The following is a 16,426-nucleotide window of genomic DNA, read 5'->3' on the forward strand; positions in this document are numbered from 1 at the left end:
CCTCGGCGGGATCGTTCGGCGTCGAAGGGATCCTTACGTGGCAACTCCAACCAGGCCGACCACGCCCGGCCTCGGCGACGGGCCGAAGCTGGATTTTCCACATAAGCCGCCTGCGCTGTGGTCGGACCTGGTGATGCTGGCGCTGGCGGTCGTCTCGGTCGTGCTGGTCACCTGGGTCAGCTTCTTCGATGTCTCCGCGCACACCTACCGCGTGATCGTGGCGCTCGATTATTCGGTCTGCGCGATATTCGCCGTCGAGTTCCTCTGGCGCTGGCGCCGCGCGGGCTGGCCGTGGACGTTCCCGTTCATCTATTGGTACGAAGTGCTCGGCATGGTCCCGGTGACCAGCCCGTTCTTCCGCGGGTTCCGGTTACTGCGGATCGTGGTGATCGCCGTGCGCGTCGGCCGGGTCGCCGATCGGGCACTCGGTGATCGGGTGACCGCGGCGGTGGTGAACCGGTTCGTGACGACCATCGTCGAGGTCATCAAGCGCCCCATGACCATCGCCATCCTGGACGAGGTCGCGCATGTGCTGCGCACCGGCCACTACACCCGCAATATCGCGGCGGCGCTGGAGGAGAACCGCGCCGAAATGGACGAGATGATCCTCGAACTCATCAAGAACGATCCGCAGGCCGGCCGGGTCCGCTACATCCCGTTCCACGACGAGATCATCCGGCTCATCGCCGACACCACATTTCGCATCGTCTTCCAGGTGCTGGCCGATCCGCGCACCGATGAACTGGTCTCGGACATGATCCGCGAGAACGTGGATCAGATCCGCGACGCGGTACACAACGGGGTGCGCGTGCCGCCGTCCAACTACGGCCCGACGCCGCACGAACAGACCGTGCGCTTCCACCTCAATCGTGTGCCGCGTGCCTGATCTCATCGCGCGGCTGCGCGTAACGCATCGTCTCCCAGAAGATCAGCAGCACGAGTACACCGCAGAGCAGCGCCAGCGCGGCCAGCGCGGGCAGCGTGCAGGCCGCCGGAATCAGCGCCAGCAGCACCACGGCGGCCACCAGCCGCGGCACCGTGACGCTTCTGGTCGCATATTGTTTGAACCCGACCAGGGCGATCAGATACAGCACCACACCGCCGTAGAGCGCGAACAGCGGTATCCCCGACAGCGCGTCGGTCAGGTTGTGCGCCGATGCGTCGCCGACGTAGTAGAGCACCTTCTTCAGTCCGAGCGAGAGTCCGATGATCCCGGCGATCATCGGGAAATGCCAGAAGGTGTAGGAGTTTCGGGCGATCTTGATCTGCCGCTCGCCCTCGGCTTGCCGTAGTTCGTGCTCCACCGCCAGTGCCGCCACATCGAAATACGCCCACCACAGCAGACCTGAAACCGCCAGTCCGAGTAGCGATCCGACGGTGATCGGCCACGAAATGGGCAGTCCGGCAACGCCGATACCGATCGATACGATCGATTCACCAAGTGCCACAATGACGATCAGCCCGTAGCGTTCGGAGAAATGGCTGGCCGAATTCACCCGCCAGTCCTCGCCTGCCAGCAGGGTCCACCCCATATCGCCACCGATCGCGGCGATCCACAGCACGATCTGCGCCGTCCCGGATGTCGTCGCGGCGATGATGAGCAGGGTGGTCCCGATGGTGATGGAACCGAGACTCCAGCGCAGCACCTGGTTGCGCAGTTGTGAATCCTCGGCGCTGGCAAGCATGAACATGCCCAGATGCACCAGGCGCACAATCAGATACGCGATCGCGAAGACCAGCGGGCCGAACCACCCGCCCGGCGCATCTTCGAATGCCTCGGGAATGGTGAGGGCCGCGAGGAAGCCGCCGCCCATCGCGACGAACATGGCAACGCGCGCGATGCCCTCGTCCGCGCGCACCACATTGCCGAGCCAGGAGTAAGCGATCCACAGCCACCACATCACGGCGAGTACCAGCAGCGCGCGCAGCATGTTCTTGGCGCTGGTGTCGTGTGCTACCAGGCCGGTGACCATGGTGAACGCGAAGACGAGCACCAGGTCGAAGAACAACTCGAGCTGAGTTACCGACGCATCTTCGGCCGTTGGCAGCAGGCGTGCCCGTTTGGAACCGATCATGGTTCACATAGTGGCATCCGAATGCGACAGGTGCGTTCTACACGGCCTGATAATTCTCGTTCTCGGTGAAGCCCTCGGCGAACTCGATGAAGTTCTGCGCCATGGTTTCGTTCAAGCGCCGCATGGTCCGGCGTACCAGCATGCCCGGGATCGGCAGCGGAATATAGATGTCCTGGTGATACCAGACATCGGTGCCGTCCTCGCCCGCGGTGACCTCGAACCAGCCACCGCCCTTGACTCCGCGCGTGCTGTCGGTGACCTCCCAGGACGACCGGATGTCGGTCCATTCGTACTCGAGCACTTGGAGATCCGAGCTGCCCATCAGCTCCGTTTTGACGAATACCCGGCGCGGGCGCAGCTCGTCATCGCGGCTGGCGACCCGAGCGTCGGTGTAGGCCGTCGACCACTGCGGCAGCATCTCGACGGCGGCTAGCGCATCCATAACCTGCTCGGGATCGGCGTCGACGACGAAACGGATATCGGTCTTTGTACGCATTCCATACCTCCGCCCCCGCCCAACTACCTCGGCAAATTGTGCCCAGCGACACATTCGCAAGTCAACCGAGCGGGTAGTGCCCGAGGCCACTCGGCCGCATATCTCAGGGTGATCACGGTCGATTATGAACGGCGAGAACAAGTTACGCTTCGGTAATCGATCGAACCGCGATATCGCCGGATCCAGTGGACTTGTCGTCGAAGATGTTGGGCGGAGTGCGGCCGTTCCATGAAATACAACAGGTTGCCGAACTCGGCCGGAGTCCGGTTGCGCAGGAGGTAGCGGGCCCGCGGCCAGCGGGCCCGCGGCTCACCTCGACTCAGTGCGGCGTTGGTTCGATGATCGCGTCCGGGCCCGGGTAGACGAGCGACTCGTGCCCGTCATCGAATCGCACCATATACGGCGGTGCGCCCTGGGGTCCGCGGACTTCGACGATTTCGCCGTGGCGATCACCCTCTCCCACCACGTGGCCGTGCACGAGGAGCCGGTCTCCAACATTCGCCATCATTGCCCCATTATCGAATGACGGTGACGCGCGTCACAAGGGTTCCCGGTACCGCTCGGCGTTTCACTCGAAGCCGACGACCGATCGACCGCGGCATCGATCAGTTCCTGACTCTGTGCCGCGGTGAAGATACCCGGCAGCGTGAGTCGGTCCACGATCAGCCAATTCAGGGCCAGGTACCGCAGAATCACCGAATTTTCGTCACCGGGTGGTTCGGCTTCCAGATGGTTGCGCACGTTGAAATCGAGATCCGCGCAGACGGCCTCGGTCATGACCGCGCGCAGCTCCGGTCGTCGCGTCGCCTCCAGGCGCAGCTCGAGCATGGCCAGGTAGCCGGTGCGGAATGCCTCGATGCGTCCGACCGTCTCCCGCATCGGTTCGGTGCTGTACGCCAGCGTCTTCGCGCACTTCGCCAGGTCGGCCATGGTTGCCGCACTCGGCGCCGAGCGTTCGTAGAACCACCCGCCCGCTTGGGTCAGCAGGTCGTCACGGTCGGCGAAGTAGTTCGACGCCGTACCCGCGGGCACACCGGCCTTCTTGTCCACCGCGCGAAAAGTGAGCCCGCGCGCTCCTTGCTGTGCCAATACCTCGATCGTGGCGTCGAGCAGCGCGTGCCGCCGCTCCGGATTCGTCCGCACTTGACACCACTCCATCCGTAGTACTATCTTCAGATTACTCCAGACAGAGTACAACGAGCATGGTGGTATAAATATGCGAAAGCTCGTCTACTACGTGGCCGTGTCGCTGGACGGCTACATCGCGGGCCCGGCGGGGGAGTTCGATTTCTATCCACTCGATGCCGAGATGGCCGCCTGGATCACGGGCCGGTACCCCGACTTCGTGCCGAGCCACATGCGGCCGCACGCCGGGATGGCGGTGGATGAACCGAGCCAGCGGTTCGACACTGTGCTGATGGGCCGCGCGAGCTATGAGCCAGCGCTGTCCGAGGGCGTCACCAGCCCGTACGCGCATCTGCGGCAGTACGTCATTTCGAGCACCCTCGGGCCGATCGATGATCCCCTGGTGGAGGTGGTCGCGGGTGACCCGGTCGGGCTGGTGCGACGGCTGAAAGCCGAAGCGGGCGGCGATATCTGGCTGTGCGGCGGCGGCAGGCTGGCCGGGACGCTGCTCGACGAAATCGACGAGATGATCGTCAAGAGCTACCCGGTCGTCGCGGGCGGCGGCATCTCCGCCTTCTCGGGTGCGTTCAACCCGACCCGGTTCACCCCGACCGAGCGCCGGGAGTTCGGCAACGGCACCCAGGTCACCTGGTTCTCCCGGGCCTGACGCTCCAGCGGCACGAAAGAGATCGATCGGATCGCTGACCCGACTGTCGAACTGGTCGACCGCGATCCAGTCGGTCAGGTGCGACGGCTGAAGCAGGAGGACGGCATGGATATCTGGCTGGCCGGTGGTGGGAACCTCGCCGCACAACCGCTCGGCGAGATCGATGAGCTCGTCATCAAGAGTTATCCGGTGGTGGCCGGGGCCGGAACCCTGGCTTTCGCCGGCGAATTCGACCCGCCCTCGTTCGCTCGGCCGACTAGCCGCGCAGAAACGACAGGCGCACTTGTCGATCCGGATTGTCGATATTGAGATCGACCAGCGCGATCGACTGCCAGGTGCCCAGGGTCAGCGCACCGCCGATGACCGGCACGGTGGCATAGGGCGGGATCAGTGCGGGCATCACGTGGGACCGGCCGTGTCCGCGGGAGCCGTGTGCATGCTGCCAGCGATCGTCGGCGGGCAGCAGATCGCGCAGTGCCGCGAGCAGATCGTCATCGCTGCGCGCCCCGAGTTCCATAATCGCGATCCCGGCCGTGGCATGCGGCACGAAGATGTGCAGCAGTCCGTCCGCACCCGCCTCGCGCGCGAACGACGCGCACTGCGGGGTGATGTCGCACACGACTTCGGATCGTCCTGTGGTCACCTCGAGCACCGTGCTCTTCATGGGCTACATCGTCCTCTCAATCGGTGTCGTCCGCCCGCAGCAGCGCCGTCACCCGCGCCGATGTCTCGTGTAGCCGGTTGAACACATCCAGCACCAACTCCAGTTGCTCGACCGAATATCCCGCCATGGCCGCCTCGAACTCGCGTGCCATCACCTCGTAGTGCGGCGCGATCTCATCGATCCGTTCCTGGACCACACTGATATTGACCCGCCGCCGGTCCTGTGCGTCATGTTCACGCCGCACATAACCCGCTTTCAGCAGCCGGTCGATCATGCGCGTGATGGCGCCGGTGGTCAGGCCGGTGCGCGTGGCCAGTTCCCCGGCGGTGGCCGGACCGCCGAGGCGGAGCAGGTTCAAGCAGCGCAGATCGGTCACATGCAGGCCGAGTCGGTCCGCGACGGCCTGATGCATCATCACGCCGTCATTGGCGCTGCGCTGGGCCGCAATGCTCAGCGCGGTCGACAGATCCACACGATTCGACACCTTGACACCCTTGTCTGACTCGGTCACTATCTTACTCAGTCAACTATTTACTCGCTCAGTTATTGAGCGAATCAAATCTTACCGGGGAGAATCACCATGACCACCGATCAGCACGCCGATGCGGCCGCCATCCGTGACTTGCTCGATCGCCAGGCCGCTGCCTGGGCCGCCGGTGATGCCGAGGCGTACGCGCAGGTCTTCACGCCGGACGCGGATTACGTCACGTGGCTCGGTACCCACTACAAGGGGCGCGCGGCCATTACCGCCTGCCATGTGCCGCTGTTCGAGAAATACCTGAAGGGCACGCGCCTGGACGGCGCGATCACCCAGCTGCAATTCCTGACGCCCGATGTCGCCGTCATCCACGGCAGAGGCGCGGTGCTCAAGGGCAGGCAGCGCCGTAACCGGCGCAACACCAAAGTGCAGACGACAGTGGTGGTTCGGCACCATGGTGAATGGTTGGTGGCCGCCTTCCAGAACACCAAACACCACTGGTTGCTGGAATCGGTTTCGGCCAAGTTCGATTCGCGCACGGCCCCTTCGATACTCGCTGGCTGAGGAGGTAGGGACAAATCCGCTGGACCTCGGCCGGTACGCTGGGGTGCTGTTAGCAGCTGATTGTCGATCTTGGAGGACCCTGTCGTGGCTCTCGTTGTTCAGAAGTACGGAGGATCCTCGGTGGCCACCGCCGAGCGTATCCGGCGCGTCGCTGAACGGATCGTCGAGACGAAGAAGCAGGGCCACGATGTGGTGGTCGTCTGCTCGGCTATGGGCGATACGACCGACGAATTACTCGATCTGGCGCAACAGGTGGCGCCCGCGCCGCCCGCTCGGGAAATGGACATGCTGCTCACCTCGGGTGAGCGCATCTCCAATGCGCTGGTCGCCATGGCCATTCATTCGCTCGGCGCCGAGGCTCGCTCGTTCACCGGCTCGCAGGCCGGTGTGATCACCACCGGATCGCACGGTAACGCCAAAATCATCGACGTCACCCCGGGCCGGGTGCGCGCCGCGCTGGACGAAGGTCTGGTCGTGCTGGTCGCCGGATTCCAGGGCGTCAGCCAGGACAGCCGTGACGTCACCACGCTGGGCCGCGGCGGTTCCGATACCACCGCGGTCGCGCTGGCCGCGGCCCTGGATGCCGACGTCTGCGAGATCTACACCGATGTGGACGGCGTGTTCACCGCCGACCCGCGGATCGTGCCCGATGCGCAGCAGCTCGAACAGGTCTCCTACGAGGAGATGCTCGAGCTCGCGGCCTGCGGCGCGAAGGTACTCATGCTGCGCTGCGTGGAATACGCGCGCCGCTACAACGTTCCGGTGCATGTGCGCTCGTCGTATACCGACAAGCCCGGCACTTACGTCTACGGATCGATGGAGGACATCCCCTTGGAGCAAGCAATCCTCACGGGCGTCGCGCACGACCGCAGCGAGGCCAAGGTGACCGTGGTCGCCCTGCCGGACGAACCTGGCTACGCCGCCAAGGTTTTCCGCGCGATCGCCGACGCGGAGATCAATATCGATATGGTCCTGCAGAACATTTCCAAGGTCGAAACCGGTAAGACCGATATCACCTTCACCCTGCCCAAGACCGAGGGCGCGCGTGCGGTGGAGATGCTGACCAAGCGTCAGGACGAGATCGGCTTCTCGCAGGTGCTCTACGACGACCACATCGGCAAGGTCTCCCTCGTCGGCGCGGGCATGAAGAGCCACCCCGGCGTCACCGCCACCTTCTGTGAGGCGCTGGCGAATGCGGGCGTGAATATCGACCTGATCTCCACCTCCGAGATCCGGATCTCGGTGCTGGTCAAGGACACCGAACTGGACGAGGCCGTGCAGGTGCTGCACAAGGCCTTCGATCTGGGCGGCGACGAGGTCGCCGTCGTCCACGCGGGAACAGGGCGATAAGCATGGGTGTACGGGTAGGAGTCGTCGGCGCGACCGGACAGGTCGGCGCCGTCATGCGAAAACTGCTGGAAGAGCGCAACTTCCCGGTCGATGAGGTGCGTTTCTTCGCCTCGGCCCGCTCGGCGGGCAAGACCCTGCCGTGGCGCGGCGGCGAAATCGTGGTCGAGGACACCGAGACCGCCGATCCCACCGGTCTGGATATCGCGCTGTTCTCCGCGGGTGCCACCATGTCGCGCGTGCAGGCCCCGCGTTTCGCGGCGGCCGGCGTCACCGTGATCGATAACTCGTCGGCCTGGCGTAAGGATCCCGAGGTCCCGCTGGTCGTCAGCGAGGTGAATCCGGAACAGACCCGCAATCTGGTCAAGGGCATCATCGCCAATCCGAACTGCACGACCATGGCCGCCATGCCGGTGCTCAAGCCGCTGCACGATGTGGCGGGATTGCGGCGCCTGGTCATTTCGAGCTATCAGGCCGTTTCCGGTAGCGGCCTGGCCGGTGTCGAGGAGCTGGTCTCCCAGGTCCGCGCCGTGGTCGACGATGCCGAAAAGCTGGTGCACGATGGCGGTGCGGTGCAGTTCCCGGCCCCGAACAAGTACGTCGCGCCGATTGCCTTCGATGTGATCCCGCTCGCCGGTGCGCTGGTCGACGACGGTTCCTTCGAAACCGACGAAGATCAGAAGCTGCGCAATGAGAGCCGCAAGATCCTCGGCCTGCCCGACCTGCTGGTCAGCGGCACCTGCGTGCGCGTCCCGGTCTTCACCGGCCACTCGCTGTCGGTGAATGCCGAATTCGCCGAACCGATTTCGGTCGAGCGCGCCAAGGAGATCCTCGCCAAGGCGCCCGGCGTCCAGCTCACCGACGTGCCGACACCGTTGGCCGCAGCGGGCAAGGACGACTCCCTCGTCGGCCGCATCCGCCAGGATCCGGGCGTTCCGGAAGGCCGCGGCCTCGCGCTGTTCATCTCCGGCGACAACCTCCGAAAAGGTGCCGCCCTCAACACCATTCAAATCGCCGAAGTCCTGCTGGCGCAGCGCTGACGTCGACCGAACGGGCCGTTGGCGATCGCGAGATCCCAACGGCCCGTTCGCTTGTCGATCATCGGATATCGAATGTCACCGACGCCCTGAGCACTTTGGTCAGCGACAGCCCGAATGTGCGCCGGAAGGTCTCGCTCAGGTGTGACGGTGAGGCGAATCCGGCATCGGCGGCGCAGCGGGTGAGATCGTGCCCGGCGGCCAGGCTCGCGAAGACCATGCGCAGCCGGGCCCATTGCCGGTACCGGCGGAATGTGGTGCCGGTGTGTGCGGCGAAGGTTCGCAGGAAATGGGTTTCCGACATGCCGGCGGCGTCGGCCGCGTATTCGGCGCGGATGTGCGCGGTCGGGTCGTCGCGAATATCGCACACGATCGCATCGATGCGAGGGTCGATGGCGGACAACGGTTTCGGTTCCGACATCAGGTGCTCGACACCGGTGACACCGGCGCGGGCGGCGGCGATGAAGACGGCCTCGTCGTCCGGGGCGAGGGCACGTGGCCCGTCGGCGCTGCGCATAGCGGCGATCACCGCGCTACCGGGTTCGGCGAACAGCAACGCGATTCGTCCCTGCGAGACGATCCGGTGCCGCACCCGGGCCGGTACGTAGATACTGCTGGTGCTGATCGTCTCGTCCCGCGTGGTGTCCACGGCGAACGGTCCGTCCAAGGCCAGACCCAGGCAGGCGATCGAGGTGGCGTGCAGTCCGACGCCCAGATCCGGGCCTATATATCCGGCATGCCGAGCCCGCATCCACAGCACGGGCGTACCAGCGCAGGTTTGTGAAAGCGCGGGCCCGGTCATGTCCGTCAGGCTAATCGGTGCCCGGCGCAGGTGCCGGTGCGAGCGTCACGACAGGGAGATGACATGGCAACCGAGGCCCCGCGACCGAGCTTCCAGACCAGAGCTGTCACCGCGCTGCTGGCGGTGGGCGGCCAGAAGAAGCTGCTCGGCAGGCCGGAACAGCTCCGAGCGGCGATGGAAAAACGCGACCGACGCGCCAAAGAGGTGCGGCCCCCGGCGTTCCTGCGCAAGGGGGCGACCGTCACCCGGGATGATCTCGACGGTTGGCCCGTATTCCGGATAACGCCGAGCGCCGGCCCCACCGACGTCACCGTGGTTTTCCTGCACGGCGGCGGATTCTTCCGCGAAATCGTGCGCCCGCACTGGAGTTTCGTCCGTGAACTCGGCGCTGCCATCCCGGCGCAGGTCGTGGTCCCGATCTATCCGCTGATCCCGCATGGCAGCGCTGCGGATATGGTGTCCACCACCGCCGCGATACTCGCCCGCACGATCGAGCAGCGCGGCTCCGGCAAGACAGTGGTGATGGGCAATTCGGCCGGTGGCTCCCTGGCACTGGCGGCGGCGCACGTGCTGCGCGATCAGGGTGGGCCGCAGCTGTCGCGGATAGTGCTGATCTCCGCATGGCTCGACGCCACCCTGTCCGACCCGGCACTGGCCGAGCTCGAACAGGTCGATCCATTGCATCAGCGGCCGGGAATGGCCGAGATCGCCCGGCTCTATGCCGGTAATCTCGACATCCACGACCCTCGTGTCAGCCCCCTGTTCGGTGCGGTCGACGGCCTGCCGCCGCTGACCGTCTTCTGTGGCACCCACGAAATGGTCCTGCCCGACGCCCGAACCCTGACCCGTCGCGCCGAAGCCGCGGGGGTGCCGGTCGACTACCACGAGGGCCCTGGCCTGCCGCACAACTACGCGCTCATGCCCACTCCCGAAGGTCGCGCGGCGCGCAAGATCATTGTCGACGCCTGCCGCGCACCGCTTTTGTCCGCCGCCACCGGCGACCGCGAATCCGGCCGGTAGCCATACGGGCAGTTCACCGTCGGGGCCGTGCACGACGAGTACGAGCACATCCGAGATGGCGACCAGGAGGTCGGCCAGGCGGCGGCGTCCTGCTCACCACGCGCCGGGCCCGTTGCCGGTCGCAACATTCGCACTCCTCGGTGTGGTGAACATTCCGCGCCAGGTTCGTGCGCCCTGACCGGACTGGTTTGTCCCTCACGGTATTTCGGATCAGGGGGTGAGGTAGCGGCGCTCGCACGGAAGGCGCGGCAAAGCGCTGGTGTCGCCCAGGTCGATCGATACGGCGTTCATCCTGAATGAATACACGCAAACTGTGAACGCGAGGTCTGGCAGAGCAAGCGCCGATGCTGTGTTGGACTACGGTGCGGTCACCACTGCGGGCGGCTAGTGGGCGCGCAGTCCGTCGAATACGATCGCGAAGGTTCGGCGGCGTTGTTCGGCAGTGGTATTGGTGCTGTTGGCGGCCAGGAAGGTGCCCTTCACGACGCGCATCAGGTCGTCGATATCGATATCACGTCGTACCGCGCCGGATTGTTGTGCGTGGGTGAGTAATTCGGCGATGGCGACCCGCAGATCGTGGGAAGGTTTGCGGTATTCGGGGGAGTCGGCGCCGACGGCTTCGGCGAGGTCGCGCTTGACCGTGCCCTCGGTGGCCATGCGGTCGAGGAAGTCGAAGAATGCTTTGCCCGGGTCGGGGGCGGTGGCCAGTTCGCGTGCGTTCGCGATCATGCGCTCGACGCGGTCCGTGATCGCGGCTTCGAAAAGCGCTTCCTTGGTGGGGAAATGACGGTAGACAGTGCCCGCGCCGACACCCGCGCGGCGGGCGATTTCATCGAGTGGGACCGAAATGCCCTCGGCGGCAAAGGCCTCTTGTGCGGCGGCGAGCACGCGGTCGCGATTACGGCGCGCATCGGCGCGCAGCGGGCGTGGTTCCGCACGATCGGTCACGGGCTGAGTTTACTGGAGGCATTGACAAGCGGGGCGATCGTTCCGGATGATAAGCGGGGTCAACGTTCCGCTTATCTGAAGTAGGTGTATTGATCGTGGAGACTTCGGTGGAAAGCCCCCGTGAGCTGGTCGAACGCATGTTCCGAGAGTTGCCGGCGCGCGATGCGGACGCATTCGTCGAACTGCTCGCCCCGGATGCGGTATTCGAGATCCCCTTCGTCATCCCGGGGATGCCGACGCGGCTGGTCGGGCGCGAGGAGATCCGGGCGCATCTCGCGCAGCGCTGGTCCGGCGGGATTACGGCTATCGAGGTGCACGGGATCTATCCGCAGGTGTATGAAACGGCCGATCCCGAGGTGGTTTTCGTGGAGAACGAGGTGGATATGACCGTGCCCGGCGCCGAGCGGGCGCGAGTTCGCACCTCCGTCAATGTCGTCCGGGTCCGCGACGGCAAGGTCACGCTGTTCCGCGACTACATGGATACGGCGCGTTTCGCCCGGCTCGCGGAGAACTGACCCGGATCCCGGGCGGTCCGAAATACTGTCGCCCCGCCCGGGTTCCGGCTGCTAGCCTGCGCCGATGGCGAATCCTTATCCACAAATATATTTCGGGGACCAGATTGTCGACGCGCGGGCGGCGTCGGTCGCCGTCGCATCATCGGCGGTGCTGTACGGGCTCAGTGTGTACACAGTGTTCCCGGTGCATGTGGATGGATCGGCACGCACCGCCTTTCGGCTCGACGACCATTTCCGGCGACTCGAGGAATCCTGCAAGATCATCGGCATCGACCGGTTCGCCGCCGAATGGGACTTCGCGCGCTTCCGCACGGCGATCATCGACCTGATCGCGGAAAATGCGCCGACCGAGGACGTATTCGTTCGCGCGACAGTGCATGTCGTCGAATCTATTCCGGGCACCCGGGTCCGGGGCTGCGCGATCCAGGTCAGCATCTTCGTCTACGACGCGGTCCCGATCGTGCCCCAAGACGGCATGCGACTGAAATCCAGCCCATGGCGACGCATTCCGGACAACGCGATTCCCTCGCGTGCGAAAGTCAATGGTGCGTACGTCAATTCGGTACTCGCCAAACAGGATGCCATCGACAGCGGCTACGACGACTGCATCTTCCTCGACGGCAACGGCCACGTCTGCGAACTCAGCGCCGCCAATATCTTCCTCGTCCGCAACGGCACCCTGATCACCCCGGATGTGTCCTGCGACATCCTCGACGGCATCAACCGCCGCACCATCCTCACCCTCGCCGCCGAAGACGGCATCCCGATCGTCGAACGCACCATCGACCTCACCGAGGTCTACATCGCCGACGAAGTCTTCGTCACCGGCACCTCCGCCGGCACCTCCCCGGTCACCGAAGTCGACGGCCGCCTGATCGCCGACGGCCACCCCGGCCCCCTCACCCAAACCCTCCGCAAACGCCACGCCGCCGCCCTCCGCACCGACACCCATCACAACTGGCTCACCCCCCTGATCTGACCTCGCGCACAAGCTGCGGGTCGAGCGGTCACGGTGCTCGTCCCGCAGTGCCTCGGCGGGTAGGCGATATTCCTTGTCTTCGGAGTGTGATTCAGCGGATGCCCGGCGTGCGCGGATCCGGACCGAGACAGACCAGAATGGCGCAGCCGGGTGCGGTATCCGCGAACGGCGGGGCCAACGAATAGTTCAGGCAGCTGAAGACATTGCAGCCCGGATAGGCCGCCGGTCCAGTGCCGAAGACCGCGAGCAGCAGATTGGTATCCACGAACCGGCGCGGATCCAGTCGCAGCGGTGGCTCGACGTATGGACCCGGATCGGGCACCGGATGGTCTTCGAAGGCCGCGAACAACCGGCGGAAGAATTCGTGGGGCAACTCCGCGGTGTTCTGCACGATTCCCGAAATACCTTCATTGCTGACATTTCCGAAGAATCCGGTCCACACCACCGTCAGATCCAGACTCGGCACGATGAAGACGTTCTGCATGCCGAGCCCCGACATCATGTATATGTCGGCGGGCAGGAAGTCGGCGGACTCGGCGCATCCCGGCCCGAGCCAGAACAGATACCCGTAGCATTTGTTCGCCGGTGACGGTTGGCGTGCCTTGTCCAGATACGTCTGTGAGACGACTTGTTGCGTGCTCCACCGCCCGTTGTTGCTCACCAGCAGTCCGAGTTTGGCGAAGTCGTTCGGCGGGATCATCAGATGGGCGTATCCGTACGTGTGCCCGGCGCGATCGCGCGCCCAGTAGTAGTCGCTGCGTTCGATGCCGAGCGGATCGAAGAGCTCGCGCTGCGCGAACTGCTGCAACGGTTCTCCGATGGCCAATTCGATGACATACGCGAGCAGATCGACATCGCGCTCGCTGTAGCTGAATGCTGCGCCGGGCGGATTGTCCAACGGCACGCCGAGCGCCTGCACGGCACTGTTCGGATCGAGCGGAATCACCCCGGTGACCCCCTCGGTGAGCACACCCACGGCCATGCCGGACGATTCGGTCAGCAGATTCTCGACGGTGATCGACCGATGTTGCGCATCACCGAGTCCGGGCGGCAGATACCGATCGATCGGCGCTTCGATGTCGAGTTTTTCTTGATCCCAAGCTATTCCGGCGAGCAGCGAGACAACGCTCTTCGTCGCACTCCAGATATTCCAGGCGACGTTTCCGGTCTCATCGTTCGTCGGCCCAGCGCCGATAAGGCAGTTGTGCCGGAACACCTGCACATTCAACCGATTACGCGCACTCGCGAACGCCACCGCGTCCGCGAGCAGCCCCGAATCGAGTCCAACCTGTTCCGGCGCCGCCCGTTCCGGCTCGCGCCCGGATGACACCGCACATGACAGCTGCTCGGCGGGAGCGGCCTGGGCACCTCCGGCGAAAACGCTCCCTGCGACCATCGATGCCGCCGCAGCCCCAGCTAGGAATCTATAGATGCGACTCATAGCTCGAGGCTATCGCGCCCGACAGTGCTAGAGCGGGCAACAGGCTGAATAGTTCAGCCGAATGCAAACCGGGCGTGCCACTCGACGTCGAATATTCCAAGATTCATGTATGCGTCGGGTGGTCCATGACTTCAACGTTCATGGGTTCGGCGCGTTGGACCCGAAATGGAGCGGGGCAGAGGCCGACGAAAACCGATCCGGCCACGCGTGACCGGATCGGTCGGGTCACGCGGTGCTGCCCCCTGGTTCTGGGCTGACCGTTCTCGATGTGGAGTCTGTCGAAACTGTGTGAAGTATTGCGCACCAACAAGATTGCCGATCTCGGCGCCCGCTTTTTTGATTTCGTCGGCGAGTGGAGTGAGCTGACCATCATCAGAATTGCTGCGCGGCAGGGCATTCCGGACACCACATGCGGGTCTCGCTTGTTCCGCAAGGAGTTCGGCTCCCCCGGGGGCGCGCGTGCCACGCCCAGGAACCAGCAGTGCCTTGGTCACTGCGTCAGAGTGAAACCGTCGTAGTCGTCGGCGGCGACCTGGTCGCATTTTTCGCGATATGCTCCGACGCCGCCGATATACGCGAACATCACCCTCGGCTTACCGGGCACATTCGATCCCATATACCAGGAGTCCGCCTTCGGATAGAGCGTCATATCGCCGACTTCGTCGACGTGCCGAGTCCATTCCTGCTCCGCGTCGACCTCGGCCTCCATGGTCGTGACGCCCCTGGACCGCATCATATCGATCGCGTCCACCACCCAGTCGATGTGCTGCTCGATGGACACCAGCATGTTCGACAGGACCGATGGGCTACCCGGGCCCGTGATCGTGAAGAGGTTCGGAAAGCCCGCCACGGCGAGACCGAGGTAGGTTACGGGCCCGCCGGCCCACTTCTCCCGCAGCGACGCACCACCCCGGCCGCGAATGTCGACCGCGTCCAGGGCACCGGTCATCGCGTCGTATCCGGTGGCGTAGATGATGTCGTCGAACTCGAAACTCTCCTGCGTCGTCGCGAGTCCGGACTCGGTGACCTCGGTGAGCGGGGTCGCGCGAACGTCGACGAGCCGGACATTGGGGCGATTGAAGGTCTCGTAATAGTCCGTCCCCAGGCACGGGCGCTTGGTGCCGAACGGGTAGCCGGTGGGCTGAAGTATCTGGGCGACAACCGGATCCGTCACGATCTCCGCGATTCGGTCGCGGACGAACTGGGCGGCGGTCTCGTTGGCGGCTTCGTCGGCGAGTATGTCCGTGAATCCGGTCAGCATGCTGACCAGTTCGCTGTCCTTGTCCGCCCATACCCTGCGGTAGAAGGCATTTCGCTCGTCTTCGCTCACCTCGAGCGCCCCCTTGGTGGCTTCGGGTTGCGCGATGCCGAACGACGATTCCCGGTTGGCCTTGCGCACATCGCGGTAGCGAGACTTGATCTCGCGCTGGAATTCGGGATCAATCGTATGGTTGCGAGCGGGAAGAACATAGTTCGCGGTCCGCTGGAACACGGTGAGCTTCTCGGCCGCTTCGGCGACGAGCGGAATAACCTGCACCCCAGAGGAACCGGTGCCGATCACCGCGACCCGCCGGCCGGTGAAGTCCACATCCTGCGCGGGCCAGTTGCCGGTGTGGAAGCTGCGGCCCCGGAACGTCTCGATGCCCGGAATTTCCACCATCTTCGCCACCGACAGACAGCCTGTCGCCATGATCGCGTACCGCGCCGAGAGGACCTCGCCCTGATTGGTCGTGATCCGCCACCGGGCGGCGGACTCGTCGTAGACCGCAGCGGTGACACGGGTCCGCAACTGCACGTCCTTACGCAGATCGAACCGATCCGCGACGTGGTTGATGTAGCGGAGCAACTCCGGCTGCGGCGGATACTTCTCCGTCCACTCCCACTCCTGCTCGAGTTCTGGGTCGAAGGAGTAGTTGTAGTACACGCTCTTCACGTCGACGCGTGCGCCCGGATAGCGGTTCCAGTACCACGTGCCGCCGAGTCCGCCACCCGCTTCGTACACCTGCACCGAGAGTCCGAGTTCGCGCATCTTGTGCAACATGTGGAGGCCGGCGAATCCGGCTCCGACGACGACTGCGTCGATCTCGCGAGCCTCCTGCCCGGTCGAGAATGCGGAGTGCTCCGAGGTCGTTGTCATCGTGGGACCTGCCTTTCAATGAGTGCCGTGGGACGCCCAGACAGCGGGTTCGGTTCGACTACGTGCCGAGCTGGCAGTTACCTGGTCGACGGAAGAGCTGGGCGTGATGTCGGTGGTCGGACGTTGTAGAC

Annotated in this window: 18 protein-coding genes and 1 pseudogene; 9 read left to right on the forward strand and 10 right to left on the reverse strand. The window is 64.6% G+C overall.

The annotated features are described in order from the left end of the window. Window positions 1-37 precede the first annotated feature (37 nt). Window positions 38-886, forward strand: a complete 849-nt coding sequence (locus tag AB0L58_RS20055) for an ion transporter (protein ID WP_364388685.1) — start codon at window positions 38-40, stop codon at window positions 884-886. On the opposite strand, the gene AB0L58_RS20060 is transcribed toward AB0L58_RS20055, so the two are convergent. From AB0L58_RS20060 to AB0L58_RS20075, 4 genes are all read right to left on the reverse strand, one after another. Next, window positions 864-2,075 (reverse strand): low temperature requirement protein A, encoded by a 1,212-nt coding sequence (locus AB0L58_RS20060; protein WP_364388687.1) that lies wholly within the window; start codon window positions 2,073-2,075, stop codon window positions 864-866. The genes AB0L58_RS20055 and AB0L58_RS20060 overlap by 23 nt on opposite strands. Before the next feature lie 37 nt (window positions 2,076-2,112). Next, window positions 2,113-2,571 carry an SRPBCC family protein gene (locus AB0L58_RS20065; protein WP_364388689.1) on the reverse strand — a complete coding sequence of 153 codons (459 nt, stop codon included), beginning with the start codon at window positions 2,569-2,571 and terminating at the stop codon, window positions 2,113-2,115. Between the two features lie 319 nt (window positions 2,572-2,890). Then, window positions 2,891-3,079 carry a DUF1918 domain-containing protein gene (locus AB0L58_RS20070; RefSeq protein WP_364388692.1) on the reverse strand — a complete coding sequence of 63 codons (189 nt, stop codon included), beginning with the start codon at window positions 3,077-3,079 and terminating at the stop codon, window positions 2,891-2,893. Next, window positions 3,076-3,729, reverse strand: a complete 654-nt coding sequence (locus AB0L58_RS20075; RefSeq protein ID WP_364388694.1) for a TetR family transcriptional regulator — start codon at window positions 3,727-3,729, stop codon at window positions 3,076-3,078. The genes AB0L58_RS20070 and AB0L58_RS20075 overlap by 4 nt, the downstream gene beginning before the upstream one ends. Window positions 3,730-3,787: 58 nt before the next feature. Here AB0L58_RS20075 and AB0L58_RS20080 point away from each other — a divergent pair, with 58 nt between their 5' ends. Together AB0L58_RS20080 and AB0L58_RS20085 are read left to right on the forward strand one after the other, a co-directional pair. Then, complete coding sequence (locus tag AB0L58_RS20080) at window positions 3,788-4,363, forward strand: dihydrofolate reductase family protein (RefSeq protein WP_364388696.1); 576 nt, start codon at window positions 3,788-3,790, stop codon at window positions 4,361-4,363. 36 nt (window positions 4,364-4,399) lie between these two features. After that, window positions 4,400-4,672, forward strand: a pseudogene (locus AB0L58_RS20085) (dihydrofolate reductase family protein); the annotation flags it as partial. On the opposite strand, the gene AB0L58_RS20090 reads toward AB0L58_RS20085, so the two are convergent. Together AB0L58_RS20090 and AB0L58_RS20095 are read right to left on the reverse strand one after the other, a co-directional pair. Beyond that, on the reverse strand, window positions 4,620-5,027 hold the full coding sequence (locus AB0L58_RS20090) for a secondary thiamine-phosphate synthase enzyme YjbQ (protein WP_364388698.1): 408 nt from the start codon (window positions 5,025-5,027) through the stop codon (window positions 4,620-4,622). The pseudogene AB0L58_RS20085 and the gene AB0L58_RS20090 sit on opposite strands and share 53 nt — an antisense overlap. Before the next feature lie 16 nt (window positions 5,028-5,043). Further along, window positions 5,044-5,511 carry a MarR family transcriptional regulator gene (locus AB0L58_RS20095; RefSeq protein ID WP_364388700.1) on the reverse strand — a complete coding sequence of 156 codons (468 nt, stop codon included), beginning with the start codon at window positions 5,509-5,511 and terminating at the stop codon, window positions 5,044-5,046. A gap of 96 nt (window positions 5,512-5,607) precedes the next feature. Here AB0L58_RS20095 and AB0L58_RS20100 point away from each other — a divergent pair, with 96 nt between their 5' ends. The 3 genes from AB0L58_RS20100 (at window position 5,608) to AB0L58_RS20110 (ending at window position 8,456) form a co-directional block, all read left to right on the forward strand. Then, window positions 5,608-6,069: an SgcJ/EcaC family oxidoreductase gene (locus AB0L58_RS20100; RefSeq protein WP_364388702.1), complete on the forward strand. Its 462-nt coding sequence runs from the start codon at window positions 5,608-5,610 to the stop codon at window positions 6,067-6,069. A gap of 84 nt (window positions 6,070-6,153) precedes the next feature. Continuing rightward, a complete protein-coding gene (locus tag AB0L58_RS20105; protein ID WP_364388704.1) occupies window positions 6,154-7,419 on the forward strand; it encodes an aspartate kinase in 1,266 nt (421 codons plus the stop codon). Between the two features lie 2 nt (window positions 7,420-7,421). Then, complete coding sequence (locus tag AB0L58_RS20110; RefSeq protein WP_364388706.1) at window positions 7,422-8,456, forward strand: aspartate-semialdehyde dehydrogenase; 1,035 nt, start codon at window positions 7,422-7,424, stop codon at window positions 8,454-8,456. A gap of 58 nt (window positions 8,457-8,514) precedes the next feature. Here AB0L58_RS20110 and AB0L58_RS20115 read toward each other — a convergent pair whose 3' ends face one another. Next, window positions 8,515-9,255 (reverse strand): helix-turn-helix domain-containing protein, encoded by a 741-nt coding sequence (locus AB0L58_RS20115; protein WP_364388708.1) that lies wholly within the window; start codon window positions 9,253-9,255, stop codon window positions 8,515-8,517. A gap of 63 nt (window positions 9,256-9,318) precedes the next feature. Here AB0L58_RS20115 and AB0L58_RS20120 point away from each other — a divergent pair, with 63 nt between their 5' ends. After that, a complete protein-coding gene (locus AB0L58_RS20120) occupies window positions 9,319-10,275 on the forward strand; it encodes an alpha/beta hydrolase (protein WP_364388710.1) in 957 nt (318 codons plus the stop codon). 384 nt (window positions 10,276-10,659) lie between these two features. Here AB0L58_RS20120 and AB0L58_RS20125 read toward each other — a convergent pair whose 3' ends face one another. Further along, entirely contained in the window at window positions 10,660-11,223 is a 564-nt protein-coding gene (locus tag AB0L58_RS20125) for a helix-turn-helix domain-containing protein (RefSeq protein WP_364388713.1), read from the reverse strand. A 95-nt stretch (window positions 11,224-11,318) separates the two neighbouring features. On the opposite strand from AB0L58_RS20125, the gene AB0L58_RS20130 reads away from it, so the two are divergent. Together AB0L58_RS20130 and AB0L58_RS20135 are read left to right on the forward strand one after the other, a co-directional pair. Beyond that, on the forward strand, window positions 11,319-11,738 hold the full coding sequence (locus tag AB0L58_RS20130) for an SgcJ/EcaC family oxidoreductase (RefSeq protein ID WP_364388715.1): 420 nt from the start codon (window positions 11,319-11,321) through the stop codon (window positions 11,736-11,738). Between the two features lie 64 nt (window positions 11,739-11,802). After that, complete coding sequence (locus AB0L58_RS20135) at window positions 11,803-12,717, forward strand: aminotransferase class IV (RefSeq protein WP_364388718.1); 915 nt, start codon at window positions 11,803-11,805, stop codon at window positions 12,715-12,717. A 91-nt stretch (window positions 12,718-12,808) separates the two neighbouring features. Here the strand turns inward: AB0L58_RS20135 and AB0L58_RS20140 are convergent, their stop codons facing one another. Together AB0L58_RS20140 and AB0L58_RS20145 are read right to left on the reverse strand one after the other, a co-directional pair. Next, the gene (locus tag AB0L58_RS20140) at window positions 12,809-14,158 is read right to left on the reverse strand and encodes a serine hydrolase (RefSeq protein ID WP_364388721.1); all 1,350 of its coding nucleotides are present in this window, start codon (window positions 14,156-14,158) and stop codon (window positions 12,809-12,811) included. A 490-nt stretch (window positions 14,159-14,648) separates the two neighbouring features. Next, window positions 14,649-16,295: an NAD(P)/FAD-dependent oxidoreductase gene (locus AB0L58_RS20145; RefSeq protein WP_364388723.1), complete on the reverse strand. Its 1,647-nt coding sequence runs from the start codon at window positions 16,293-16,295 to the stop codon at window positions 14,649-14,651. Window positions 16,296-16,426 lie beyond the last annotated feature (131 nt).

It is taken from the genome of Nocardia sp. NPDC052112 (assembly GCF_040680135.1).
In the GTDB taxonomy this organism is placed as follows: Bacteria; Actinomycetota; Actinomycetes; order Mycobacteriales; family Mycobacteriaceae; genus Nocardia.

Bases quoted from the DNA above. Each gene is read 5' to 3' on its own strand.
- AB0L58_RS20060 (WP_364388687.1), bottom strand. From the start codon at position 2,075: ATGATCGGTTCCAAACGGGCACGCCTGCTGCCAACGGCCGAAGATGCG.
- AB0L58_RS20065 (WP_364388689.1), bottom strand. From the start codon at position 2,571: ATGCGTACAAAGACCGATATCCGTTTCGTCGTCGACGCCGATCCCGAG.
- AB0L58_RS20070 (WP_364388692.1), bottom strand. From the start codon at position 3,079: ATGATGGCGAATGTTGGAGACCGGCTCCTCGTGCACGGCCACGTGGTG.
- AB0L58_RS20075 (WP_364388694.1), bottom strand. From the start codon at position 3,729: ATGGAGTGGTGTCAAGTGCGGACGAATCCGGAGCGGCGGCACGCGCTG.
- AB0L58_RS20080 (WP_364388696.1), top strand. From the start codon at position 3,788: ATGCGAAAGCTCGTCTACTACGTGGCCGTGTCGCTGGACGGCTACATC.
- AB0L58_RS20090 (WP_364388698.1), bottom strand. From the start codon at position 5,027: ATGAAGAGCACGGTGCTCGAGGTGACCACAGGACGATCCGAAGTCGTG.
- AB0L58_RS20100 (WP_364388702.1), top strand. From the start codon at position 5,608: ATGACCACCGATCAGCACGCCGATGCGGCCGCCATCCGTGACTTGCTC.
- AB0L58_RS20110 (WP_364388706.1), top strand. From the start codon at position 7,422: ATGGGTGTACGGGTAGGAGTCGTCGGCGCGACCGGACAGGTCGGCGCC.
- AB0L58_RS20115 (WP_364388708.1), bottom strand. From the start codon at position 9,255: ATGACCGGGCCCGCGCTTTCACAAACCTGCGCTGGTACGCCCGTGCTG.
- AB0L58_RS20120 (WP_364388710.1), top strand. From the start codon at position 9,319: ATGGCAACCGAGGCCCCGCGACCGAGCTTCCAGACCAGAGCTGTCACC.
- AB0L58_RS20135 (WP_364388718.1), top strand. From the start codon at position 11,803: ATGGCGAATCCTTATCCACAAATATATTTCGGGGACCAGATTGTCGAC.
- AB0L58_RS20140 (WP_364388721.1), bottom strand. From the start codon at position 14,158: ATGAGTCGCATCTATAGATTCCTAGCTGGGGCTGCGGCGGCATCGATG.
- AB0L58_RS20145 (WP_364388723.1), bottom strand. From the start codon at position 16,295: ATGACAACGACCTCGGAGCACTCCGCATTCTCGACCGGGCAGGAGGCT.